This is a genomic window from Sulfitobacter sp. 1A13353 (genome assembly GCF_043557255.1).
GTDB classification, from domain to species: domain Bacteria; phylum Pseudomonadota; class Alphaproteobacteria; order Rhodobacterales; family Rhodobacteraceae; genus Sulfitobacter; species Sulfitobacter faviae.
Genome location: NZ_JBIFFS010000003.1, coordinates 35,627 through 59,233, shown reverse-complemented (window position 1 = coordinate 59,233; position 23,607 = coordinate 35,627). Strand labels below are relative to the sequence as shown.

20 protein-coding genes and 1 riboswitch are annotated in these 23,607 nt (G+C 64.8%); of the genes, 9 read left to right on the top strand and 11 right to left on the bottom strand.

All coding sequences use genetic code 11. The features are described from left to right. Positions 1-11: 11 nt before the first annotated feature. Both gcvH and gcvT read right to left on the bottom strand, forming a co-directional pair. Entirely contained in the window at positions 12-371 is a 360-nt protein-coding gene (gene gcvH, locus ACGYLO_RS07635; protein WP_271688963.1) for a glycine cleavage system protein GcvH, read from the bottom strand. A 21-nt stretch (positions 372-392) separates the two neighbouring features. Continuing rightward, positions 393-1,526, bottom strand: a complete 1,134-nt coding sequence (gene gcvT, locus ACGYLO_RS07630; RefSeq protein WP_271688962.1) for a glycine cleavage system aminomethyltransferase GcvT — start codon at positions 1,524-1,526, stop codon at positions 393-395. Between the two features lie 149 nt (positions 1,527-1,675). Continuing rightward, positions 1,676-1,762, bottom strand: a riboswitch (glycine riboswitch). A 101-nt stretch (positions 1,763-1,863) separates the two neighbouring features. On the opposite strand from gcvT, the gene ACGYLO_RS07625 reads away from it, so the two are divergent. Then, positions 1,864-2,454 carry a gamma-glutamylcyclotransferase family protein gene (locus tag ACGYLO_RS07625; RefSeq protein ID WP_271688960.1) on the top strand — a complete coding sequence of 197 codons (591 nt, stop codon included), beginning with the start codon at positions 1,864-1,866 and terminating at the stop codon, positions 2,452-2,454. Positions 2,455-2,561: 107 nt separating this feature from the next. Here ACGYLO_RS07625 and gltX read toward each other — a convergent pair whose 3' ends face one another. Further along, the gene (gene gltX, locus ACGYLO_RS07620; protein ID WP_271688959.1) at positions 2,562-3,899 is read right to left on the bottom strand and encodes a glutamate--tRNA ligase; all 1,338 of its coding nucleotides are present in this window, start codon (positions 3,897-3,899) and stop codon (positions 2,562-2,564) included. A gap of 65 nt (positions 3,900-3,964) precedes the next feature. Next, a complete protein-coding gene (locus ACGYLO_RS07615; RefSeq protein WP_271688958.1) occupies positions 3,965-5,509 on the bottom strand; it encodes an MORN repeat-containing protein in 1,545 nt (514 codons plus the stop codon). A 205-nt stretch (positions 5,510-5,714) separates the two neighbouring features. Between ACGYLO_RS07615 and ACGYLO_RS07610 the strand changes: the two genes are divergently transcribed. Further along, the gene (locus ACGYLO_RS07610; RefSeq protein WP_271688957.1) at positions 5,715-7,145 is read left to right on the top strand and encodes a nitrilase-related carbon-nitrogen hydrolase; all 1,431 of its coding nucleotides are present in this window, start codon (positions 5,715-5,717) and stop codon (positions 7,143-7,145) included. On the opposite strand, the gene ACGYLO_RS07605 is transcribed toward ACGYLO_RS07610, so the two are convergent. Continuing rightward, on the bottom strand, positions 7,142-8,671 hold the full coding sequence (locus ACGYLO_RS07605) for a cryptochrome/photolyase family protein (protein ID WP_271688956.1): 1,530 nt from the start codon (positions 8,669-8,671) through the stop codon (positions 7,142-7,144). The two genes, ACGYLO_RS07610 and ACGYLO_RS07605, sit on opposite strands and share 4 nt — an antisense overlap. Further along, positions 8,665-9,333: an SDR family NAD(P)-dependent oxidoreductase gene (locus ACGYLO_RS07600; RefSeq protein ID WP_271688955.1), complete on the bottom strand. Its 669-nt coding sequence runs from the start codon at positions 9,331-9,333 to the stop codon at positions 8,665-8,667. Before ACGYLO_RS07600 ends, ACGYLO_RS07605 begins: the two co-directional genes overlap by 7 nt. 296 nt (positions 9,334-9,629) lie before the next feature. Between ACGYLO_RS07600 and ACGYLO_RS07595 the strand changes: the two genes are divergently transcribed. Further along, entirely contained in the window at positions 9,630-11,198 is a 1,569-nt protein-coding gene (locus tag ACGYLO_RS07595; RefSeq protein WP_271688954.1) for a 2-isopropylmalate synthase, read from the top strand. A 221-nt stretch (positions 11,199-11,419) separates the two neighbouring features. Here the strand turns inward: ACGYLO_RS07595 and ACGYLO_RS07590 are convergent, their stop codons facing one another. Then, positions 11,420-12,001: a VOC family protein gene (locus ACGYLO_RS07590; protein WP_271688953.1), complete on the bottom strand. Its 582-nt coding sequence runs from the start codon at positions 11,999-12,001 to the stop codon at positions 11,420-11,422. Positions 12,002-12,190: 189 nt separating this feature from the next. Between ACGYLO_RS07590 and ACGYLO_RS07585 the strand changes: the two genes are divergently transcribed. The 6 genes from ACGYLO_RS07585 (at position 12,191) to ACGYLO_RS07560 (ending at position 18,790) form a co-directional block, all read left to right on the top strand. Beyond that, positions 12,191-13,237 carry a rod shape-determining protein gene (locus tag ACGYLO_RS07585; RefSeq protein WP_040700660.1) on the top strand — a complete coding sequence of 349 codons (1,047 nt, stop codon included), beginning with the start codon at positions 12,191-12,193 and terminating at the stop codon, positions 13,235-13,237. A gap of 71 nt (positions 13,238-13,308) precedes the next feature. Then, positions 13,309-14,211 (top strand): rod shape-determining protein MreC, encoded by a 903-nt coding sequence (gene mreC, locus ACGYLO_RS07580; protein WP_271688952.1) that lies wholly within the window; start codon positions 13,309-13,311, stop codon positions 14,209-14,211. After that, positions 14,208-14,747, top strand: a complete 540-nt coding sequence (locus tag ACGYLO_RS07575) for a rod shape-determining protein MreD (RefSeq protein ID WP_067265291.1) — start codon at positions 14,208-14,210, stop codon at positions 14,745-14,747. The genes mreC and ACGYLO_RS07575 overlap by 4 nt, the downstream gene beginning before the upstream one ends. A 15-nt stretch (positions 14,748-14,762) precedes the next feature. Beyond that, the gene (mrdA, locus tag ACGYLO_RS07570) at positions 14,763-16,712 is read left to right on the top strand and encodes a penicillin-binding protein 2 (RefSeq protein WP_067265293.1); all 1,950 of its coding nucleotides are present in this window, start codon (positions 14,763-14,765) and stop codon (positions 16,710-16,712) included. Further along, positions 16,709-17,848, top strand: coding sequence for a rod shape-determining protein RodA (gene rodA, locus ACGYLO_RS07565; protein ID WP_067265296.1), 1,140 nt, complete (start codon positions 16,709-16,711; stop codon positions 17,846-17,848). The genes mrdA and rodA overlap by 4 nt, the downstream gene beginning before the upstream one ends. A gap of 3 nt (positions 17,849-17,851) precedes the next feature. Beyond that, a complete protein-coding gene (locus ACGYLO_RS07560; protein WP_271688950.1) occupies positions 17,852-18,790 on the top strand; it encodes a glyoxylate/hydroxypyruvate reductase A in 939 nt (312 codons plus the stop codon). A gap of 18 nt (positions 18,791-18,808) precedes the next feature. Here the strand turns inward: ACGYLO_RS07560 and ACGYLO_RS07555 are convergent, their stop codons facing one another. The 4 genes from ACGYLO_RS07555 to coaBC are packed head-to-tail and all read right to left on the bottom strand — an operon-like array spanning position 18,809 to position 23,562. After that, entirely contained in the window at positions 18,809-20,821 is a 2,013-nt protein-coding gene (locus tag ACGYLO_RS07555) for a M3 family metallopeptidase (RefSeq protein ID WP_271688949.1), read from the bottom strand. A 48-nt stretch (positions 20,822-20,869) separates the two neighbouring features. Beyond that, positions 20,870-21,907 (bottom strand): molybdopterin-synthase adenylyltransferase MoeB, encoded by a 1,038-nt coding sequence (locus ACGYLO_RS07550; RefSeq protein WP_271688948.1) that lies wholly within the window; start codon positions 21,905-21,907, stop codon positions 20,870-20,872. After that, on the bottom strand, positions 21,907-22,359 hold the full coding sequence (gene dut, locus ACGYLO_RS07545; protein WP_271688947.1) for a dUTP diphosphatase: 453 nt from the start codon (positions 22,357-22,359) through the stop codon (positions 21,907-21,909). The genes ACGYLO_RS07550 and dut overlap by 1 nt, the downstream gene beginning before the upstream one ends. A 9-nt stretch (positions 22,360-22,368) precedes the next feature. Further along, a complete protein-coding gene (gene coaBC / locus ACGYLO_RS07540; RefSeq protein ID WP_271688946.1) occupies positions 22,369-23,562 on the bottom strand; it encodes a bifunctional phosphopantothenoylcysteine decarboxylase/phosphopantothenate--cysteine ligase CoaBC in 1,194 nt (397 codons plus the stop codon). Between the last annotated feature and the right edge of the window lie 45 nt (positions 23,563-23,607).

Below are 23,607 nucleotides of genomic sequence, written 5' to 3'. Positions count from 1 at the left end.
CGCGCGGCGGTTTAGCCGATGAATTTCTGATAGGCGGCTTCGTCCATGAAGTCGTCCATCTGGCTGGCGTCAGAGACCTTCATCTTGAAGAACCACGCCTCGCCCTGCGGGTCGTCGTTGACCATGCTGGGGTTGTCGGTCAGCGCGCCGTTCACTTCCGTGATCTCACCGTCGATGGGCACAAGGATGTCCGACGCCGCCTTCACGGATTCGATGACCACGACCTCGTCATCCTTGCTGACGGTGGTGCCTTCGTCGGGCAGTTCCACGAAAACGACATCGCCCAACTGCTCCGCGGCGTGCGTGGTGATGCCCACGACCACTTCGTCACCCTCGACGCGCAGCCATTCATGCTCTTCGGTAAATTTCATAATGGAGTTCCCTGTGTAGATTCAGCGTTTAAAGTTCGCCGCAACGAACGGCATTTTCGTGACAGTCAGTGGCAAGCGCTTGCCGCGCACCTCGCCCCAAAGCGGCGTGTCGACCTTCGCATGCTCGGCGCTGACATATCCCATGGCAACCGGGCCGCCAACCGTCGGACCAAAGCCGCCCGAGGTCACGCGGCCAACCTCATTGCCACCCTCGGCGGCATCATAAATGGCGACCCCCTCGCGCATCGGCGCGCGCCCCTCGGGCAGCAACCCCACGCGCTTGCGCGGCGCGCCGTCGGCCAGTTGTTGCAAGATCACCCCCGCGCCCGGGAAGCCGCCTGCGCGGTCGCCATCCTCGCGCCGCACCTTCTGGATGGCCCAGTTCAGCGCCGCCTCGACCGGCGTGGTGGTGGTGTCGATGTCATGGCCGTAAAGGCAAAGCCCGCCTTCCAGCCTCAGACTGTCCCGCGCCCCAAGGCCGATCGGTTCGACCTCCTCAATCGCCAACAGCTTCTGCGCCAGCGCCACCGCGTCACCATTCGCCACGGAAATCTCGTAGCCATCCTCCCCGGTGTAGCCCGAGCGCGACAGGGTGACGGTGATCCCATCAAGATCGACGTCCCGCGCCACATCCATGAATTTCATATCCGCCACCGAGGGCTGCAACCGCGCCAAGGCAGCCTCGGCCTGCGGCCCCTGCAACGCCAGCAGCGCGCGGTCGTCCAGCACCTCGATCTCGCAACTGTCCGACAGGGCCTCCCGCATCAAGGCGATGTCATCATCCTTGCACCCGGCATTCACCACGACAAACAGATGGTCGCCCAGATTGGCCAACATCAGGTCATCCAGAATACCGCCATTGGGATCGGTAAACATGGCATAGCGCTGGCGCATCTCACCAAGGCCCAGCACATCGACCGGCACAAGCCGCTCCATCGCCAAGGCCGCATCCTCATAGCTGCCAGACTTCGCGCGAACGACGACCTGCCCCATGTGGCCCACATCGAACAACCCGGCGGCGGCACGGGTGTGCAGATGTTCCTTCATCACGCCAAGAGGGTATTGCACGGGCATGGAATAGCCCGCAAAGGGCACCATCTTGGCCCCCAGTTCCACATGCAAATCATGCAATGCCGTCTGCTTGAGATCGCTCATCCGGTTCGCCTTTCCTGTCGCTTCCGGATGACCTTTTGACCATGCCGGCACCTTGGCGCCGCAAATGCTGCGCCTGATGCCCCCTCTGTCCTTCCGCCTGAGATCGTTATCCCTTCGGCGTGCGCATCCGCGCCCCTCTCCAGAGTCTTGGTCACATCACGGTCCTGGGGCCTGAGAGTTTCCGGGGCGGTTGCTCCTTCGGCATCGGTGTTAACCGATTCTCCCGTGACGATTGGGCCTTTCGTATGCTGGGGCATACCTCCGCGTCAAGCATGCTTGTGAGCGGATGCGACACATGTTTTCTTACCGGCAACACGGCAGATGGAAAGCACCCCGCATGACCCCCTATTTCTTTGGCTACGGCAGCCTCGTGAACCGCAACACCCATAGCTACCCCGATGCCCGCACGGCGCAGCTCGACGGTTGGCGCCGCCAATGGGTCCGCACCGAAGGCCGCGATATCGTCTATCTTTCCGTAGTGCAGCACCCCGCCACCCGGATCGACGGGCTGATCGCCGCCGTGCCGGGCGCGGATTGGGCAGCGCTGGACAAACGCGAATACAGCTACGAACGCCACGCCTCAGGCGGCGCGGTGGTGCATGACCTGACCCCCGCCCCCGACATCGCTCATTACGCCATCCCCGCCGACATCGCGGTGACCCACGGCGATCACGTCATCCTGCTCAGCTACCTCGATGTGGTGGTCCAAGGCTTCCTGCGCGAATTCGGCACCGAGGGCGCGGCACGTTTCTTCGACACGACCGACGGTTGGGACACGCCCATCCTCGACGACCGCGCAGCCCCCCTCTACCCGCGCCACCAAACACTGACGGAAGCCGAAACCGCCGTGGTCGACCAGCACATGGATCGCCTGTCAGTGCAGATCAAAGAACGCGCCGAAACAACCTTCGCCGCAAGGAACTTCTAAGGGCCGAAAACACGCCCCCCAAAACTTCCTTCATCCTTTCTCAAATACCCTCGGGGGTCCGGGGGCAGCGCCCCCGGGAGGCTGCCTCAAGCCCCCAAGCCCGCCAATCAGCCGCGCGCCTTCACCACCTGCAACAGCGGCATCACCTGCGCCATCTCCGGCCCATGCTCCTGCCCCGTCAGCGCCAGACGCAAAGGCCGGAACAGCCCGCGCCCCTTGCGGCCCGTGGCTTCCTTGACCGCTGCGGTCCAGTTGGACCAAGTGGTCTCATCGAAGGGCATTTCGGGCAGCAGCAGCATGGCCTGCGCCACGAATTCGCGGTCTTCCTCGGCGATCACCGGCTCCGCCCCGTCGCGGAACATGGCCCACCAGGGGCCGAGGTCTTTCAGGGTCGAGATATTCTCGCGCGTCACGGCCCAGAATTGCGCGGCCTTGTCCTCGGGCACGCCGAGGGCGGTGATGTCGTCTTTCACGGCTTCCAGCGGCAATTGCTGCAAGTAGCGCCCAGTCAGCGGGAAGAGGTCGGCCACGTCGAATTTCGTCGGGGCCGAGCCGAAGCGGTTGATGTCGAAACCGTCGATCAGCTCTGTCATATCCGTGCGCAGTTCCACCGGATCGGAGGACCCGAGCCGCGCCATCAGGCTCAGAAGCGCGAAGGGCTGGACCCCCTGCTCGCGCAGATCGCGCAGCGCCAATGTGCCCAAACGCTTGCTCAACGCCTCGCCCTGCGGGCCGGTCAGCAGCGAGTGATGCGCGAAGGAGGGCACCGCTGCATTGCCAAGCGCCTGCATGATCTGGATTTGCGTGGCGGTGTTGGTCACATGGTCCGAGCCGCGCACCACATGGGTCACGCCCATCTCAGTGTCGTCCACAACGCTCGCCAATGTATAAAGGATCTGCCCGTCGCCGCGGATGAGCACCGGGTCACTGACCGAGGCCGCGTCGATGGAGATATCGCCAAGGATACCGTCATCCCATTCGATCCGCGCGTGATCGAGCTTGAAGCGCCAGACACCATCACCACGTTCGGCCCGCAGGGCGGCTTTCTCTTCGTCCGACAGGTTCAGCGCGGCGCGGTCATAGACCGGCGGCTTGCCCATGTTGAGCTGTTTCTTGCGCTTGAGGTCCAGCTCTGTCGGCGTCTCGAAAGCCTCGTAGAAACGGCCCTTTTCGCGCAGGTCATCGGCGGCGGCGTGGTAGCGATCCAGCCGCTCGGACTGACGCTCGACCCGGTCCCACTCCAGACCCAGCCATTCGAGGTCTTGCTTGATGCCGTCGATATATTCTTCCTTGCTGCGCTCGGGATCGGTGTCATCGATGCGCAGAATGAAAGTGCCGCCCGCCTTGCGCGCGATGAGGTAGTTCATCAGCGCGGTGCGCAGGTTGCCCACATGGATATAGCCAGTGGGGGACGGGGCGAAACGGGTGATTGTGGGGTTGGACATCTGGCGTACTCCTGTTGCGCGCGGGCTTGCCACAGGGCGCGGGCGTTGTCCAGCAAAGGCGGGGCTCAGCCCCCGTCTGCAGCGGTGCCGGTCTGCGCGGGCGTGGCCTCTGACGTATCCGCGTCGGTGCTGTCTTCGGGGGCGGGTGTTTCGGTGGCCGCGTCCTCACCGCCAGCCTCTTCCGAAGCCGCCTCCGCCGCTTCCGAGGCTTCGGCCTCGCCAGCCTCATCACTCAGCGCGCCATTCTCCCATTCGCCCGAGGCTTCCTCGCCGCTGGCATAGCGCATGGTGCCGCTGCCCTGCCGCTTGCCGGCTTTGAAGGTGCCCTCATAGACATCGCCATTGGCATAGGTCGCAACTCCTTGCCCTTCGATCTCGCCCTCGGTCCACTCGCCTTCGTAAACGAAACCGCTGGCCATGGTGATCTTGCCCTGCCCATGACGCTGGCCGTTCCTGAAGGCCCCCTCGTAAACGGTGCCGTCGGGATAGGTCGCCTTGCCCTGCCCGTGACGCTGGCCGTCCTGCCAGCCGCCCTCATAGCGGTAGCCGTCGGCATAGGTCATCACGCCTTGGCCGTGGTTGCGGGCGTCCTTGAACTCGCCCTCATAGACCACGCCGTTGGTATAGGTGGCGACGCCCTCGCCCTCGATCACAGCGGCGACCCATTCGCCTTCATAGGTGGAGCCATCGGGATAGGTGATTTTACCCGTGCCATCGGCCAGATCATTGCGGAAGGTGCCGACATAGACCGACCCGTCGGGATAGGTCACCTGCCCCTCGCCTTCGATCTGCCCCGCAACCCAAGAACCGGTATAGACATAGCCATCGGTGCCGGTGAAGGTGCCCTGCCCATCGCGGCGGTCATCCTTGAAGTCGCCCTCATAGGTGTCACCGTTTTCATAGGTGACCTTGCCCTTGCCCTCACGCCGCCCCGCGACCAGCGTGCCTTCGTAGACATCGCCGTTGGGTTGGGTCAGCGTGCCGGTGCCGTCGATCTGGCCGTCTTTCCATTTGCCCACATAGACCAGCCCGTCGGGCATGGTCAGCGTGCCTTCGCCGCTGCGTTTGCCGGCTTCGATCTCCCCTTCATAGACCGCCCCATCGGGGTAGGTGATCGTGCCCACGCCCTGTTTGACGCCATCGACCCAATCGCCCTTGTATTCATAGCCACCGGGGCTTTGCATCACGCCCTTGCCGTGGTGTTTGGCGTTGCGAAACTCGCCCTCATAGCGCACGCCATTGGCGTAGATCGCCACGCCCTGCCCCATGATCGCGCCCGCTTCCCATTCGCCCTCATAGGTGCCGCCATCGGCAAAGGTGATCTTGCCCAGACCGTCGGGCTTGCCCTTGGCAAAATTGCCCTCATAGACCGATCCATTGGGGAAACGCGCGACACCTTCGCCCTTGATCTCCCCCTCGACCCATTCGCCGGAGTATTCATAGCCATTGGGCAGCTTATAGGTGCCGGTGCCATGCTGAAGACCGCCTTGAAAGGTGCCCTCATAGATGCCGCCGTCGTCATATTCCTTGGTCAGCACCTGCCCGTCCTGCGCCGCAAGCGGCGTGGCCAGAAGGGCGATCAGACAGAGGGGCAGGCTGCGGTGCAACATGGGCGGAAATTCCCGATCTCGTTAAGTGGCATTTGGCCCGAGGTTACGGGTGATAGAGGGCAGAGGCAACGTGTTTGCAAGAGGGGCACGCCGGTTTGGGCGGATCCCGCGCACCCGGTGCTGCGGGTCAGCTCTGCGCACGGGGGTTTCGCCCCCGGTCCGATCTGCTAGACCCACCCCACGCCAGCCAGCCCGGAGCCTTGCCATGCCAGACCGTTTCCGCCTCACCCTCGGGCAGTTGAACCCCACCGCCGGTGATCTGCCCGGAAACGCGGCATTGGCCCGCGACGCATGGCAGGCCGGGCGCGATGCTGGCGCGCAGATGGTCGCCCTGCCCGAACTTTTCCTGACCGGGCATGACGCGCAAGGGCTGTCGCAAAATCCTTCCTCTCAGCGCGAAGTTGTGGCGCAGCTTGAGGCGTTAGCCGCTGACTGCGCCGACGGCCCCGCCTTGGCGCTCGGCGCGCCTTGGGGAGAGGGGGGCAAGCTTCATAACGCCTACCTCATCCTTCAGAACGGAAAGATCGCCCAAAGAGTGCTGCAACACGCCCCAGCCGCCCGCGCGCTTTTCGATCCCGCACCGATCAGCGGCCCCTATGTGGTGGAGGGGCTGCGCATCGGTTCCCCCATTGGCGCCGACGGTTGGGAGGGCGACGTGGCCGAAACGCAGGCCGAGACGGGGGCCGAACTGCTGCTGATCCCCCATGCCACGCCCCATTTGCGCGGCGCGATGGAGCGGCGCCTCAACCACATGGTCGCGCGGGTGATCGAGACGGAACTGCCGGTGATCCACCTCAACATGACCGGCGGCGAGGGTGAGACGGTTTTCGACGGCGCCACATTCGCGCTGAACCCCGGCGGCAAGCTGGCATTGCAGATGCCCGCCTTCGACACAGCGTTTGCCCATGTCGATCTGGAGCGCGGGCCGGAGGGCTGGCGGATCGTGGAAAGCGCCTTGGCGCCGCAGCCGGAGGCGCTGGAACGGGACTACCGCGCCTTGGTCGTGGGGCTGCGGGACTACGCTGCCAAAACCCGCGCTTCCAAGGTGCTGATCGAACAGGCCGAGGGGAACGATACCGCGCTCGCGGCGGCAATCGCGCGGGATGCATTGGGGGCCGAGAATGTCCGCCAAATTGACGTGCCGCTGTCGGACAATCTGCACGCTGCGCTGCGGGATGAACTGGCCGCGCTCGGGGCAGAAGTCAGCGCAGACACGCTCACCCCTCCCCTGCGCGGCCTGATGCTGCGCGCCTTGGCCGATGACGCGGGGGAGATGCTGCTGACGGCACAGAACAAATCCGCCGCCGCCATGGGGACTGTGGCCCTGCCGGGGGAATTTAACGCGGTCAAAGACCTTTACCAAACCGAGGTGCGGGCACTTTGCGACTGGCGCAGCAAGACGGCGCGGGCATGGATGCAGGGACCGGCGCCCAGCCCGGCCTCCGACACAGAAGAGGCCCGCGCAGAGGACGCCATCCTGCGCATCCTGCTGGAGAACGGCGGCAACGCCGATGACTGTGTGGCAGCGGGCCATGCGCCGCAAAGCGCGCAGAGGATTGCAGGGCGCATGGCGGCGGCGAAGGCGCGCAAGGGGCCAACCGTTCCCGGCCCGCGTTTGAAAGCAGAGACGGCCTAGACCGTCTCGCCCGCGTCCAACCGCTGCAACCATCTATCCGCATCGCGCAGAACCGCCGCGCGCCGGTCTGTGTCCATACGGTCCCAAGTGGCATAGATGTTCTTCATCCGCATGTTGCCCTGAAACCGCTCGCGGTGGCGGTCAAGGAAATGCCAGTAGAGCAGGTTGAAGGGGCAGGCCTTCGGCCCCGCCTTGGTGCTGACGCTATAGCTGCACCCTTTGCAGTAATCCGACATGCGGTTGATATAGGCCCCGGAGGAGACATAGGGTTTCGAGGCGACCACACCGCCATCGGCGAATTGGCTCATGCCCACCGTGTTGGGCGCTTCGACCCATTCATAGGCGTCGGCGTAGACCTCCAGATACCACTCATGCACCTGATGCGGGTCGATCCCGGCCAGCAGGGCGAAATTGCCCGTCACCATCAGCCGTTGGATATGGTGGGCATAGGCGTGTTTCTGGGTCTGGCCAATCGCCTGACGCAGGCAATTCATCTGCGTATCCGCACCCCAATAGAAGCCGGGCAAATCCCGCTCGTGGCGCAGCACGTTGCGCTCCACATAGTCCGGCCCTTCGAGGAAATAGATGCCGCGCACATATTCGCGCCAACCGAGGATCTGGCGGATGAACCCTTCGGCGGCGTTGATCGGCACGTCTCTCGCCTGCCACGCTTCCTCGGCGGCGCGGCAGACCTCCAACGGGTCCAGCAGCCCGAGGTTGAGATAGGGTGAGATCAGCGCATGAAAGAGATAGGGCTGCCCCTCCAGCATCGCGTCCTGATAGTCGCCGAAACGCGGCAGGGCGTGGGCGATGAAATGCGCCAGCACCTGCAAGGCTTCCGCGCGCGTCGTGGCAAAGTCAAAGGGGTGCAGATCGCCGAAGTTGTCGCCATAGCGCGCGCCCACAAGGTCCAACACCGCCTCCACCTCGACATCGGGGGCGAAGGTCAGCGGGTCGGGGATATCCAGCCCTTCCTTCGGAGGTTTGCGGTTGTCGTGGTCGAAATTCCACTTTCCGCCTGCGGGGTCGTCGCCCTCCATCAACAACCCCGTCTCGCGGCGCATCTCGCGATAGAAATACTCCATCCTGAGCGCCTTGCGCCCCTCGGCCCAATCCTCAAACCGTTTGCGGCTGGCGATGAAGCGGTCATCCGGCACAAGCCGTGTGGGGATCGGCACGTGGGTCAGCGCGTTGATCAGCCGCCACTCCCCCGGCTCGGTCACGATCACCTCACCCGCGCCCGTCTCTTCCGCACGGCGGAGCAATTCGCCCACGATGGAACCCGCATTCTCGGGATCGTCCAAGGGGGTGTAGCGCAGCGTCCAGCCGTCTTTCTCCAACGCACCCGCGAACTTGCGCATCGCGGCAAAGACCAGCGCGATCTTCTTAGGGTGGTGGCGGACATATTCCGCCTCCTGCGCCACTTCGGCCATGACCACCACATCGCGCGCCTTATCCGCCGCGCGCAGGGACGACAGGTTCAGCGAGAGTTGATCGCCCAAGACCAAGATCAAACGGCTCACCACGGCACCGCCTTTCCGGCCCAGTCAAAGAACCCGCCGCTCTCCTCCGGGGTCAGCCCGTCGATTACCCGCAACAGATTGCCCGCCGCCTCATTTGGTGGGACTGCGGGATGGCGGCCAAGGTATTTTTCGGTAAAGGGCGTCTCGACCGTGCCGGGGTGCAGCGCGACGCAGATGCTCTGCGGATGGGAGCGCGTCAGCTCGATCGCGGCGGTATGCACGATCTGGTTCACCGCCGCCTTGGCGCTGCGATAGCTGATCCACCCGCCCAGACGGTTGTCCCCGATGGAGCCGACCCGCGCCGAAAGCACGGCGAAAACCGCCCGCCTGTCGCGGGGCAAAAGCCTTGCCGCGTGGCGCAGCACCAGCGCCGGGCCGACCGCGTTCAGCGCGAACTGATCCAGCATCGCCTTTTGCGTGACGGCACGCAGCGATTTCTCTGGCGTGGCCCCGTCGATCTCCAAAGCGCCGGTGGCGACGATCACCGCGTCGAAAGGGCCACTCAGCCCCTCCAGCGCGGCATTGACCGATGCCTCATCCGTCAGGTCCAGCCCATCGCCCGTGCGGGACAGGGCCGTCACCGTATCGCCGCGCGCACGCAACGCCGCACTTAGCGCCGCGCCGATCCCGCCGCTGGCCCCAATTACCAGCACCCGTGCGCTCATGCCGCCGCCCATGGTATCGCTTGTCGCTGCATCCTGATCTCCCTTGCTTATAGGCAGATAGGCGGCGCTGACGCAGGGGCAAACAAAAGCCGCAACACCCCCTTTTCATTTGAAAAGACGGGCGTATAACTACTGCCATGACACAGGCCGTCCATATCCCGACCCTGCCGCGCAACTGCGCGGGCCTGCTGCGCGCCAACTTGCTGCACCTAATCCGCCTCTGAGCGTGCCCTTCGGCGCGCCCGCTCAGAGGGATGTGTTGCGCGCCAAGGATACCAGCAAAGAAAGAACCCAGGATGACAGATATGACGAAACAGGACCGTGTGCTGATCTTTGACACCACCTTGCGGGATGGCGAACAATCCCCCGGGGCGACGATGACCCATGCCGAGAAGCTTGAGATCGCCTCGCTCTTGGACGAGATGGGCGTCGACATCATCGAGGCCGGCTTTCCCATCGCCTCAGAGGGCGACTTCAAAGCGGTTTCCGAGATCGCGCGGCAGAGCCAGAATTCCGTGATCTGCGGCCTTGCCCGGGCGCAGTTAGGCGATATCGACCGTTGCTGGGAAGCGGTGAAACACGCAGCCCAGCCGCGCATTCACACCTTCATCGGCACCTCGCCCCTGCACCGCGCCATTCCGAACCTCACCAAGGACGAGATGGCCGACCGCATCAATGAGACGGTGAGCCATGCGCGCAACCTCTGCGACAACGTGCAATGGTCGCCGATGGATGCCACGCGGACCGAGCTTGATTATCTCTACCGGGTTGTGGAGATCGCCATCAAGGCGGGCGCCACGACGATCAACATTCCCGACACCGTGGGCTACACCGCCCCGCGCGAGAGCGCCGATCTGATCGCGAAGCTTCTGGAAAACGTGCCAGGTGCGGACGAGATCGTCTTTGCCACCCATTGCCACAATGATCTGGGCATGGCGACGGCCAACAGCCTCGCTGCCGTCGAGGCTGGCGCGCGGCAGATCGAATGCACCATCAATGGTCTGGGCGAACGCGCGGGCAATACCGCGCTGGAAGAGGTCGTCATGGCGCTGAAAGTGCGCAACGACATCATGCCTTATGAGACCCGCATCGACAGCCGCAAGATCATGAACATCTCGCGCCGGGTCGCCGCCGTCTCGGGCTTTGCCGTGCAGTTCAACAAGGCCATCGTCGGCAAGAACGCCTTTGCGCATGAAAGCGGCATCCATCAGGACGGCATGCTGAAGAACGCCGAGACTTTCGAGATCATGCGCCCCGAGGACGTGGGCCTCACTGAAACCAACATCGTCATGGGCAAGCATTCGGGTCGCGCCGCGTTGCGGTCCAAGCTGGAAGACCTCGGGTTTGAACTGGGCGACAACCAGCTCAAGGATGTCTTTGTGCGGTTCAAGGAATTGGCCGACCGCAAGAAGGAAATCTACGAAGACGACCTCATCGCGCTGATGCGGACCGCGACGGACCCCGAGGAAGACCGCATTCGCCTGAAATCGCTCAAGGTCGTTTGCGGCACCGATGGCCCGCAGACCGCCGACATGGTGCTTGAGATCGACGGTGCGGAGCAGACCACGAACCAAACCGGCGACGGCCCCGTCGATGCGGCGTTCAACTGCATTAAGGCGCTGGTGCCGCATTCCGCGCGTTTGCAGCTTTACCAGGTGCATGCGGTGACCGAGGGCACCGACGCGCAGGCGACGGTTTCCGTGCGGATGGAGGAAGAGGGCCGGATCGTGACCGGCCAGTCGGCGGATACCGATACCGTGGTGGCAAGCGTGCGGGCCTATATCCACGCGCTCAACCGCCTGTTGGTGCGGCGCGAGAAGGGCGGCACGGACAAGCGCGAGATTAATTATAAAGATGTGAGTTGAATTATAGGGCGGGGGTGACCCCGCCTTTTTACGTATACAGTATGGAAGTAGGGCATCGCCTACCCGCGGGGTGGCGAACCGAACCTTAGTTCATACCACTTTCTTGATCTGCCATGGCGCACCCTCAAAATGGCATACCCAGCCTCACTAAATCGCCCCCCGTCCGGGCGGTCAGGCGATGGCCCGGCGCCTGCGGCTTGATCCCGGGCCCGGTGGCAACTTCAATACGGATTCTTCGCCCCGCGATCGTCACTCAGCGACGCCTGCCCCCGCTCTACGATCTTCACCACCGCATCCGCAAGATGCTGGCGCTGGATATGATCATCCCCCGCCGCCACGCGCAGCTTGTGGGCCTCCAGCATCACCTCGGCATGGCTCGACCCGCGCGGTGGGATGAACGTGTAGCAAGCCAGTTCGATCAACAGCCCCAGCGGATCCTTGAAATAGATCGAATGCATGAAGCCGCGGTCCTTCACGCCGGAATGCCCGATGCCCCGCGCATCCAACCGCGCGGGCACCTGATCGAACATCGCGCGGTCCACCTCGAAGGCCAGATGATGCACGCAGCCCGGGTCCATCGGCGTGCGGTTGTGCACCCGCTTGCGGTTCTCATTGGTGAAGATCGTGATCAGCCGACCATCGCCGGGATCGAAATACAAATGCCCCTCGTCCGGATCATCCAGATTGGGCTGGTCAAAGATGAAAGGCATCCCCAACACCCCCTCCCAAAAGTCGATCGAGCTTTGCCGGTCCGCCCCGGTGAGGGTGATGTGATGCACCCCAAGTGTCTGTATCTTCTGCATGGTATCGCCGTCCTCTGCCTGTGCTGCGCCCTAAATATTCCGCTCTATGATAGCGCGGCGGCAATATCGCGCCACCTTTGCGGTCTTGCCCCTTTCACCCTGACCCCGTGCGCCCTATAAGAGCCAATAGCCCGCGCGTGGACCCATGCAGGCGGGCCTGTCCGAATAGTTGCAAGGCTCCGCTACTCTATGTCCATCCTCGATCAATTCCGCGGCCTGTTCTCCTCTGATATGGCGATCGACCTCGGCACCGCGAACACGCTGGTTTACGTCAAGGGCAAGGGCATCGTGCTGAGCGAACCTTCGGTTGTGGCCTATCACGTCAAGGACGGCGTCAAGAAAGTGCTCGCCGTGGGTGAGGATGCGAAACTCATGCTGGGCCGCACCCCGGGCAGCATCGAGGCGATCCGCCCGATGCGCGAAGGGGTCATCGCGGATTTCGACACCGCCGAAGAGATGATCAAGCACTTCATTCGCAAGGTGCACAAGCGCTCGACCTTCTCGAAGCCCAAGATCATCGTCTGCGTCCCCCATGGCGCCACCCCGGTTGAGAAACGCGCGATCCGCCAGTCGGTGCTCTCGGCAGGCGCGCGCCGCGCCGGGCTAATCGCCGAGCCCATCGCCGCGGCCATCGGCGCGGGCATGCCGATCACCGACCCAACCGGCAACATGGTCGTCGACATCGGCGGCGGTACCACCGAAGTGGCTGTGCTGTCGCTGGGCGACATCGTTTATGCCCGCTCGGTCCGCGTCGGCGGTGACCGGATGGACGAGGGCATCATTAGCTACCTGCGCCGCCAGCAGAACTTGTTGATCGGGGAGACCACGGCCGAACGGGTTAAGACCTCCATCGGCACGGCGCGGATGCCCGACGACGGGCGCGGCACCTCGATGCAGATCCGCGGCCGCGACCTGTTGAACGGCGTGCCGAAAGAGATCGAAGTGACCCAAGCCCAGATCGCCGAGGCGCTGGCCGAGCCAGTGCAGCAGATCTGCGAGGCGGTGATGACCGCGCTGGAGACCACCCCGCCCGACCTGGCCGCCGACATCGTTGACCGCGGCGTGATGCTCACGGGCGGCGGCGCGCTTTTGGGCGACCTCGATCTGGCGCTGCGCGAGCAGACGGGCCTCGCGATCTCGGTCGCGGATGAGCCGCTGAACTGTGTGGCCCTCGGCACCGGCAAAGCGCTGGAATACGAGAAACAGCTGCGCCACGCGATCGACTACGACAGTTAACCCTGGCAAGTTAGCCAGACCCGGCACGCGGCGAAGACGCCCCGCCTGACCGGGTGGGAGTTTCGGCACAGATGGCCAAGGACCGTTCCAGTTCCAGCGATTTCACCGGCCCGCTGCGGCGGCTGCTGCTGGTCGTGTTGGTATTGGCGCTGACCGGCATATTCCTGCTTTGGCGCATCGACAGCCCCCGCGTTGAACGCTTTCGCGCGCAGGTGACGGATCGTTTCGTGCCCAATCTCGACTGGGCCATGGCCCCGGTCACCGGCACCATTAACCTCTTGCGCGATTTCCAAAGCTACCAGCGCCTGAGCGAGCAGAACCGCGAGCTGCGCTCGGAACTGCGGCAGATGCAGGCCTGGAAAGAGGCGGCGCTTCAGCTTGAGCAAGAGAACGCCCGGCTGCTGGACCTCAACAACGTGCGGCTCGACCCGCGGCTGACCTTCATCACCGGCACGGTGCTGGCCGACAGCGGCTCGCCCTATCGCCAGTCGGTGCTGCTCAACGTCGGCGCGCGCGACGGGCTGGTCGAAGGCTGGGCCACGATGGACGGCATCGGCCTTGTGGGCCGCATCGCGGGCGTGGGCAAGAACACCGCGCGGGTGATCCTGCTGACCGATGCCTCAAGCCGCATCCCGGCGACGATCCAGCCTTCGGGCCAGCGGGCCATCGTGGCGGGCGACAACAGCGCCGCGCCGCCCTTGGACTTCATCGAGAACCGCGAGCTGGTCCGCCCCGGTGACCGGGTGGTCAGCTCGGGCGATGGCGGCGTGTTCCCGGCGGGCATCCTGATCGGTCAGGTCGCCGCCGATCCGGGCGGGCGGCTGCGCGTGCGGCTGGCGGCGGATTACGAGCGGTTGGAATTCCTGCGCGTGCTGCGCCATCACGGCAATGAAACCGTGCCGGACACCGCCCATGTCATCACCTCCGACGGCCCCTTGGCCGATCCGGCAGCGCCGGTCGGGGTGCAGCCATGACCGACCTGTCGCGCAGCCGCCTTTGGGTCATGCGCCTTAGCTTTGTCGCGCTGGCGCTGGTGATCCTGTTCTTCCACCTCCTTCCGCTTGAGACGACCCCGCGCGCTTGGGCCGGGCCGGACCTGCTGCTGGGCTTTGCCTGCGCTTGGGGGCTTAGACGGCCCGAATACGTGCCCTCGCTTTTTCTGGCGCTGGTCTTTCTGCTGGCGGACCTGTTGCTGCAACGCCCGCCCGGCCTTTGGGCGGTGCTGGCCCTGATCGGGGTCGAGAACCTCAAATCGCGGGGGCGGCACCTGCGGGATGCGAGCTTTGCCGCCGAATGGCTGACCGTGGCGGTGATCTTGACCATGGTGATCTTTGCCAACCGGATTTTGCTGAGCCTTGCGCTGGTGCCGACGCCTTCGCTGACGCTGAACCTCACGGAATTGGCACTGACAACGCTCGCTTATCCGCTGATCGTGGCGGTGACCCATGGTATCATGGGCGTGCGCAAGACCGCGCCGGGCGATCTGGATGCGCTTGGCAAACGGGTGTGATCGGGGAGCGATGAGATGAGACGAAGCCGCGCCGACAATGATGCAACCCACACGCGCCTGACGCGTCGCGCCGCCCTTTTGGGCGGGGCGCAGCTGCTGTTCATGGGCGGGCTGGCCGCGCGCATGCGCTATCTACAGGTCGATCAGGCCGACCAGTTCCGCCTGCTGGCCGAAGAGAACCGCATCAACATCCGCCTGATCCCCCCCGCCCGGGGTGAGATTTTCGACCGCAACGGCATACAGCTTGCCGATAACGTGCCCTCCTACCGGATCGTCATGGTCCGCGAGGATGCGGGCGACGTGGAAGCCGTAATGGAGCGGCTCGCCCAAGTCATCGAGATCGACGAGGAGACCCGCGAACGCGCCATGACCGAAATGTCGCGCTCTGCCCCCTTCCTGCCCGTCACCATCGTTGATGACGTGAGTTGGGAAGTCGTGAGCAAGGTCAGCGTCAACGCCCCCGCCCTGCCCGGCGTCACGCCCGAAGTGGGCCTGACCCGCGTCTACCCGCGCGGCGCGGATTTCGCCCATGTGGTGGGCCGTGTAGGCCGGGTGAGCCAAGCCGACCTCGACGCGCTGGAGAACCCCGATCAGGTGCTGCGCATCCCGCGCTTTCAAATCGGCAAGATCAACGTCGAAGCCCGCGCCGAGAACCTGCTGCGCGGTGCGGCGGGCACCAAACATGTGGAGGTCAACGCCACGGGCCGCGTGATGCGCGAGTTGGAGCGGCGCGAAGGGCAGGCCGGGGCCGATCTGCAACTGACCGTGGACGCCAATCTGCAACGCTATGTGCAGGCCCGTCTGGGCGAGGAAAGCGCCGCCGTGGTCATCATCGATTGCGAGAATGGCGATCTGGCCGCGCTTGCCTCCTCGCCCAGCTATGACCCGAACCTCTTTATCGGCGGCATCTCTTCGGCGGATTACAACCCGCTGCTGAACTCGAAATACCGCCCGCTGGTAAACAAACCCATACAGGGCACCTACCCGCCCGGCTCGACCTTCAAAATGATCGTGGCGCTTGCCGCCATAGAAGAGGGCATCGTCACCCCCGATGAGACGGTCTATTGCCCCGGCCATCTGGAAGTCGCGGGCCGGCGGTTCCACTGCTGGAAACGCGCGGGCCACGGCTGGGTCGATCTGCAACATTCGCTGAAACAATCCTGCGACGTCTATTACTACGATCTGGCGGTAAAGGTCGGGATCGAAAAGATCACCGCCATGGCGAACCGCTTTGGCCTTGGGATCAAACATGATCTGGCGCTGTCGTCGGTCGCGGGCGGGCTGGCGCCCACGAAGCAGTGGAAACGCTCGGCCCGGGGTGAGGATTGGGTCGTCGGCGACACGGTCAACGCCTCTATCGGGCAGGGTTTCACCCTCTCCTCCCCGCTGCAATTGGCGGTGATGAGCGCGCGGATCGCCACGGGCCGCGCGGTGACGCCGCGGCTGATCAAATCCATCGACGGGGTGGAGCAACCCAGCGGCGCGGGCGAACCGATGGGGCTGAACGAAAACAATCTGCGCCAATTGCGCAAGGCGATGTACGATGTGGTGAACGACCGCCGCGGCACCGGTTACCGCAGCCGCATCATCGATGACACGATGCGCATGGCAGGCAAGACCGGCACCAGTCAGGTGCGCAACATCACCGCCGCCGAACGCGCCCGCGGCGTGACCAGCAACGCCGACCTGCCGTGGGAACGCCGCGACCACGCGCTCTTTGTCTGCTTTGCGCCCTATGACAAACCGAAATACGCAGCCTGCGTATTGGTGGAGCACGGCGGCGGCGGCTCGACAGCCGCAGCCCCGATTGCGCGCGACGTGATGTTGCAGGCCATGGCGGGCGGCGAGCCGCCACTCGAAGCCTACCCCAAGTCCGACCGGGGCCGCATCGCCACCCAGCAAGAGGAACTGCGCAACACCACGCCCGAGACCACCGCCAATCTAGAGGGGGAGGATCAGGCATGAGCTATCTTGAGCATACGGTCAAATCCGTCCCCACAGGGCTGCGCAAGATCCTCTTTATGAACTGGCCGCTGGCGATCCTGCTGACCAGTGTCGCGGGCGTCGGTTTTCTGATGCTCTATTCGGTCGCGGGCGGGTCATTCTCCCCTTGGGCCGAACCGCAGATGAAACGTTTCGCCATGGGCATGGCGATCATGTTCACCGTGGCGATGGTGCCGATCTGGCTTTGGCGCAACCTGTCGGGCGTGGCCTATGGGGCGACCTTGGTGCTGCTGGTCGCGGTCGAACTCTTCGGCTCGGTCGGCATGGGCGCGCAGCGTTGGATCGACATCGGCTTCATGCGGCTGCAACCGTCGGAGCTGATGAAGATCACGCTGGTCCTGTTTCTGGCCGCCTATTACGACTGGCTGCCGGTCAAGAAGGTCTCGCGCCCCTTTTGGGTGCTGGTGCCGATCCTGATCATCGTGATCCCCACCGCGCTGGTGCTGAAACAGCCCGACCTTGGCACCTCGATCCTGCTGCTGACTGCCGGGGGCGGGCTGATGTTCCTCGCGGGCGTACACTGGGCCTATTTTGCCGCCGTCATCACCGCCGCCATCGGGCTGGTCACCGCCGTATTCCAATCGCGCGGGACACCGTGGCAATTGCTGAAAGACTACCAATACCGCCGCATCGACACCTTTCTCGACCCCAGCCAAGACCCGCTTGGCGCAGGCTATCACATCACCCAGTCCAAGATCGCGCTTGGCTCGGGCGGCTGGTCGGGGCGCGGCTATATGCAGGGCACCCAATCGCGGCTGAACTTCCTGCCTGAGAAACACACCGATTTCATCTTCACCACATTGGCCGAAGAGTTCGGCTTCGTCGGCGGCGTCTCCCTTCTGGGGCTTTACGCGCTGATCATCCTGTTCTGCGTGGCCTCGGCGGTGAAGAACAAGGACCGGTTCTCAAGCCTGCTGACCCTTGGCATCGCGCTGAACTTCTTTCTCTTTTTCGCCGTTAACATGTCGATGGTCATGGGGCTGGCCCCCGTGGTCGGCGTGCCGCTGCCGATGGTGAGCTATGGCGGCTCGGCCATGCTGGTGCTGCTGCTGGCCTTCGGCTTGGTGCAATCGGCGCATGTTCATAGACCGAGGTAATCCATGACGATCAACATTCTCTTCGCCGCCAAAGCCGAACGCTGGGACGGCTACGAACAGCCTTTGAACGAAGCGCTGCGCAAGGCACTGCCGGGGCAGGATTTCACGCTGGCCACCGACCTGCCGCCCGAAGAGGTCGACTATATCGTCTACGCCCCCAACAGCGATTTGCAGGACTTCACCCCCTACACCCGCGCCAAGGCGGTGCTGAACCTCTGGGCTGGGGTGGAGGCGATCACCGGCAACGAGACCTTGAAAATCCCGCTGGCGCGGATGGTCGATTTCGGCCTGACCCACGGCATGGTCGAATGGTGTACGGGCCATGTGCTGCGCCATCATCTGGGGATGGATACCGATATCCTGCGCAGGGATGCCAAATGGGCGCCGCGCACGCCGCCGCTGGCCCGCGAGCGCAGCGTGGCGGTGCTGGGCATCGGCGCGCTCGGCCAAGCGGTGGCCGAGGCGCTGGTGGGTCTGGGCTTTGACGTGACCGGCTGGTCACGCAGTGAAAAGCAGATCGAGGGCGTGCGTTGCCTGCATGGCGAAAAAGGTCTGACGGAAGCGCTCAAACGCGCCGAGATCGCCGTTCTCCTGATGCCCGACACGCCCGCCACGCAGAACGTTCTGAATGCCAAGACGCTGGCGCAGATGCCCGAGGGTGCCTTTATCATCAACCCCGGTCGCGGGCCGCTGATCGACGACGATGCGCTCTTGGCAGCGCTCGACAGCGGGCAGATCGCCCATGCCACGCTGGATGTCTTCCGGGTGGAGCCGCTGCCCGAGGATCACCCCTATTGGGCGCATCCGCGCGTCACCGTGACCCCGCATATCGCGGCGGCCACGCGCAACGACACGGCCTCGGAAGTCATCGCGGAAAACATCCGCCGCAGCGAGGCCGGCGAGCCTCTGCTGCATCTGGTGGACCGCGACCGGGGGTATTGAGCCCGGACGCGGCAAAGCTCAGGCGGCCAGCCCGCGCCCCTTGAGCAGCGCCTCAACCCCCGGCAGACGCCCCCGGAAGGCGGTGTAAAGCTCTGCCGGATCGCGGCTGCCGCCGGTCGAGAGGATGTGTTCCTCCAGCGCCTCGGCGCGTTCGGCATCGAAGGCCCCGCCCGCTTCTTCGAAGGCGGCGAAGGCGTCCGCGTCCATCACCTCGGACCACATGTAGCTGTAGTAGGCGCTGGAATAGCCGTCGCCTGAGAAGACATGTGCGAACTGCGGGGTGGCGTGGCGCATGCGGATCGCCTGCGGCATGGCGATCTCGGCCAGCACCTCGGCCTGTTTCGCCATCGGATCGGCAGGCGGTTCGCCGTCGTGGAACTCCAGATCGACAAGGGCGGAGGCGATATATTCCACCGTCTGAAAGCCCATGTCGAAGGTCGCCGCGGCCAGCACCTTGTCGAGCATCTCGCGCGGCATCGCCTCGCCCGTCCGCGCATGGGTCGCGAATTTCTGCAAAACCTCCGGCTGGTCCAGCCAATGCTCGTAAAGCTGGCTGGGCAATTCCACGAAGTCCCGCGCGACCGAAGTGCCGCTGACGCTTTCATAGGTCACGTCCGACAGCATCTGGTGCAGCGCATGGCCGAATTCGTGAAACAGCGTGCGCGCGTCGTCGTAGGACAAGAGCGCCGGATCGCCCTTGGCGAAATTGCAGACGTTGACCACCACGGGCGTTTGTTCACGCGGGAACTTCGCTTGCGCCCGCATGGCCGAGCACCACGCGCCCGAGCGTTTCGAGCCGCGCGCAAAATAATCGCCGATGAAGACCGACACATGACGCCCGTTCCGCGTCACTTCCCACGCCCGGCAATCGGGGTGGTAGAGCGGCACATCCAGCGGCGCGAATTCCAGTCCGAACAACCGGTTGGCGCAGTCAAAGGCCGCGTCGATCATCCGGTCGAGTTGGAAGTAAGGTTTCAGCGCCGCCTCATCGAGATCATGTTCTGCGGCGCGCCGCTTCTCGGCGTAGTAGCGCCAGTCCCACGGCTCCAGCGCACCGTTCACCCCGTCCTCGCGCATCATCGCGGTCAGCACTTCGGCATCGGCATCGGCCTGCGCCTTTGCCGGTTTCCAGACCGACATCAGCAACTCGCGCACCGCCTCCGGCGTTTTGGCCATCTCGGTTTCCAGCTTGTAGGCGGCGAAGTTTTCGTAGCCTAGCAGTTCGGCGCGTTCCTTGCGCAGGGCCAGCGTCTCGGCCGCGATCTCGCGGTTGTCGGTCTCGCCGCCATTCGCCCCGCGGGCCTCCCAAGCGCGGAACGCCTTTTCGCGCAGGTCGCGGCGGTCGGAGAATTGCAAGAAGGGCGTGATCAGCGAGCGCGACAGCGTGACCACCGGGCCATCCGCGCCCTTCTCCCGTCCCGCCGCGCGGGTGGCGTCGATCACGAAGTCCGGCAGGCCGGTCAGGTCGTCCTCGGAAAGCTCCATGAACCAGTCACGCTCATCCGCCAGCAGGTTCTGGGTGAACTGCGTGCCCAGCACCGCAAGCCGCGCCTTGATCTCCTTCATCCGCTCGGCGGCATCACCCGTCAGGGCGGCCCCGGACCGGACGAAGCCGCGGTGGGTCAGCATCAGCACGCGGGCCTGTTCCTTGGTCAGGTCGAGCGTATCGCGCGCCTCCCAGACGGCGGCGATACGGGCAAATAGCTTCGCATTGCCCGAGATCGCCGATTGATGCGCGGCGAGCTTGGGTGAGAAGTCGCGCTGCAACGCCTCGCGCGCCGGGTTGCTGTCGGCGCCTGCGACGGTGAAGAACACGCTCAGGACCTTGTCGAGCGCATCGCCGGAGGCTTCCAGCGCCTCGATGGTATTGGCAAAGCTGGGGGCTTCGGGGTTCTCGGCAATGGCGTCGATCTCGGCCCGGTGGGCGGTGAGCGCCTCCTCCAAAGCGGGGGCGAAATCATCGTCGGAAATGCGGTCAAAGGGGGCGATGCCGAAGGGAGTCTCCCAATCGGTCAGAAGCGGGTTAGTCATGCAGGTCTCCTTTGCGCCCAAGATGGGGCGCGCCGGGGTGACTTGCAATCACCCGCCGCAGGTTTCGCAGCCCGCGCGGCGTTTGAGGCCGATCTTGCGCGTCTCGCCGTAAAGCCCGTCATAGATCATCATCTCGCCGCGCAGCAGGCTGCCCGCCCCGGTGATGAGCTTCACGGCCTCCAGCGCCATCATCGTGCCGATCACTCCGGGCAGCGGGCCGATCACCCCGGCCTCGGCGCAGGAGGGCGCAAGCCCCGCCGCCGGCGCTTCGGGGAAGATACAGCGATAACAAGGCGCGCCGCGGGCGGGATCAAAGACGCTGAGCTGCCCCTCCCACTGGCTGAGCGCGCCCGAGATCAGCGGCGTGCCCGTCGCAACGCAGGCCGCGTTCACCCGGTAGCGGGTGTCGAAATTGTCGGTCCCGTCGAGCACGAGGTCATAGTCGGCCACCAGTTCCTCGGCGATCTCGTCGGTCAGCCGGCGGTGGTAGGGGCGCACGGTGACATGGGGGTTCTGCGCCAGCATTTCGGCCTGCGCGGAAAAGACCTTGGGCGTGCCGATGGCGGCGTCCTTGTGGATCACCTGCCGTTGCAGGTTCGCGTTCTCGACCGCGTCATCGTCGATCACCCCGATGGTGCCGACGCCCGCCGCGGCGAGATATTGCAATACGGGCGCGCCGAGACCGCCCGCGCCGATCACCAGCACCTTTGCGTTTTTCAGCGCCTTCTGCCCGGGGCCGCCGACCTCACGCAGCACGATGTGCCGGGCGTAGCGGTTCAACTCACTCTCCGAAAAACGGCCCGAGGTGGGGTCTTCAGTCGGCGCGTCCGGCGTGGCGCGCGCGCGCAGGGTCGCCAGCCCCTGCCGGTAGAGCAGCACCAGCACGATGAAACCGCCCAAGAGCAGCCAAGGCGCGGCACTGCCGCCGGTGGCGAGCCGCAGCGGGTGGGTGGCCGGAAACAGCAGATGCAGCGCGACCAACGCCAGATACATCAGCCCGATCAGCCCCGCGCGCAGCCCGCGCGGCAGGCCGAGGAAGCCGCCGCCGAACCAAAGCGCCGCCGCGATAATCAAAACAGCCAGCATCACCGCGCCCCCGTCGAGCCGAACCCGCCCGCGCCGCGCGGGGTCTCATCAAGGCGCTCGGCCAGATCGAAGCCCGCCTGCCCCACCGGGGCCACGACCATCTGGGCGATGCGCATGCCATGTTCGACGGTGAAGGCCTCCGCCCCCATATTGCCCATGATCACCCCCACGACGCCGCGATAATCGCTGTCGATGGTGCCGGGGCTGTTGATCAGGGTGATCCCATGCTTCAGCGCGAGACCCGAGCGCGGGCGGATCTGCACCTCGAACCCCTGCGGGATCGCCATCTGCAACCCGGTGGAGATCAGCGCCCGGGCGCCGGGGGCCAAGGTGACCGTGCCGCCGGGCAGATTGGCCCGCAGGTCCGCCCCCGCCGCCCCGGCGCTTTCATAGGCGGGCAGTGGCAGGCTGCGGTCCGCGCCATCGGCCCAGCAGAGTTTGATCGTGGTCATAGCGCCCCCTCAGGCAAGTGCCGCGGCGATACGTTCGGCCAGACGGGCGGCCACGGCATCTTTGCCCATGCGCGGCCAATCCTCGGCCCCGGTCTCGGTGATCAGTGTCACGGCATTCTCGCGCCCGCCCATGATGCCGGTGGCGGGGGAGACGTCATTGGCGACGATCCAGTCACAGCCCTTGCGCTCCCGTTTCGCGGTGGCATGGGCCAGCACGTCGTCGGTCTCGGCGGCGAAGCCTACGACGAGCGGTGGGCGACCTTCGCCGCGCTGGCTGACGGTTTTCAGGATGTCGGGGTTTTCCGCGAAAGTCAGGCTGGGCAGCCCGTCTTTCGATTTCTTCAGCTTACGGTCCCCTGCCCCCTGCACGTGCCAATCGGCCACCGCGGCGGCAAAGACAGCGGCATCCGCGGGCAGTGCGGCCTCTACCGCCTGCATCATCTCTTGCGCCGTTTGCACCGGCACCACCTCGACGCCTTCGGGCGGGACGACTTCGGCGGGGCCGGTTACAAAAACGACCTCAGCCCCCAGATCCGCCAGCGCCCGCGCGATCGCCGTGCCCTGCGCGCCCGAGGAGCGGTTGGCGATATAGCGCACCGGGTCGATCGGCTCATGCGTGGGGCCGGAGGTGACGAGGATGCGCTTGCCCGCAAGCGGCCCCTGCCCAAGCCGCGCCTCGACTGCCGCGACAATCTCAAGCGGTTCGGCCATCCGTCCCGGCCCGTATTCGCCGCAGGCCATGTCACCGTCATTCGGCCCGACCATTGTGATGCCATCGCCGCGCAGAGTAGCGATGTTGCGCTGCGTCGCGGGGTGCTGCCACATCCGCACGTTCATCGCAGGTGCCAGCAGCACCGGCGTATCGGTGGCCAAAAGCAAGGTTGAGGCCAAATCATTCGCCGCCCCCTGCGCCATCTTGGCCATCAGGTCTGCCGTGGCGGGGGCAACCACCAAAAGGTCCGCCGCGCGGCTGAGCTGGATATGCCCCATCTCGGCCTCATCACCGAGGTCGAAAAGATCGCGAAAGACCTTCACCCCGGTCAAGGCAGATACGGAAAGCGGGGTGACAAACTCTTCGCCCGCGCGGGTCAGGACCGGTGTGACCTTGGCGCCGCGTTCGCGCAGACGCCGGATCAGATCGAGGGATTTATAGGCGGCAATGCCGCCGCCGATGATCAGCAGAATATGTTTGCCCGACAGCATAAAGGCCCCCCGTTTGCATTAGGGAGACCTTAATCCGGGGCGGCG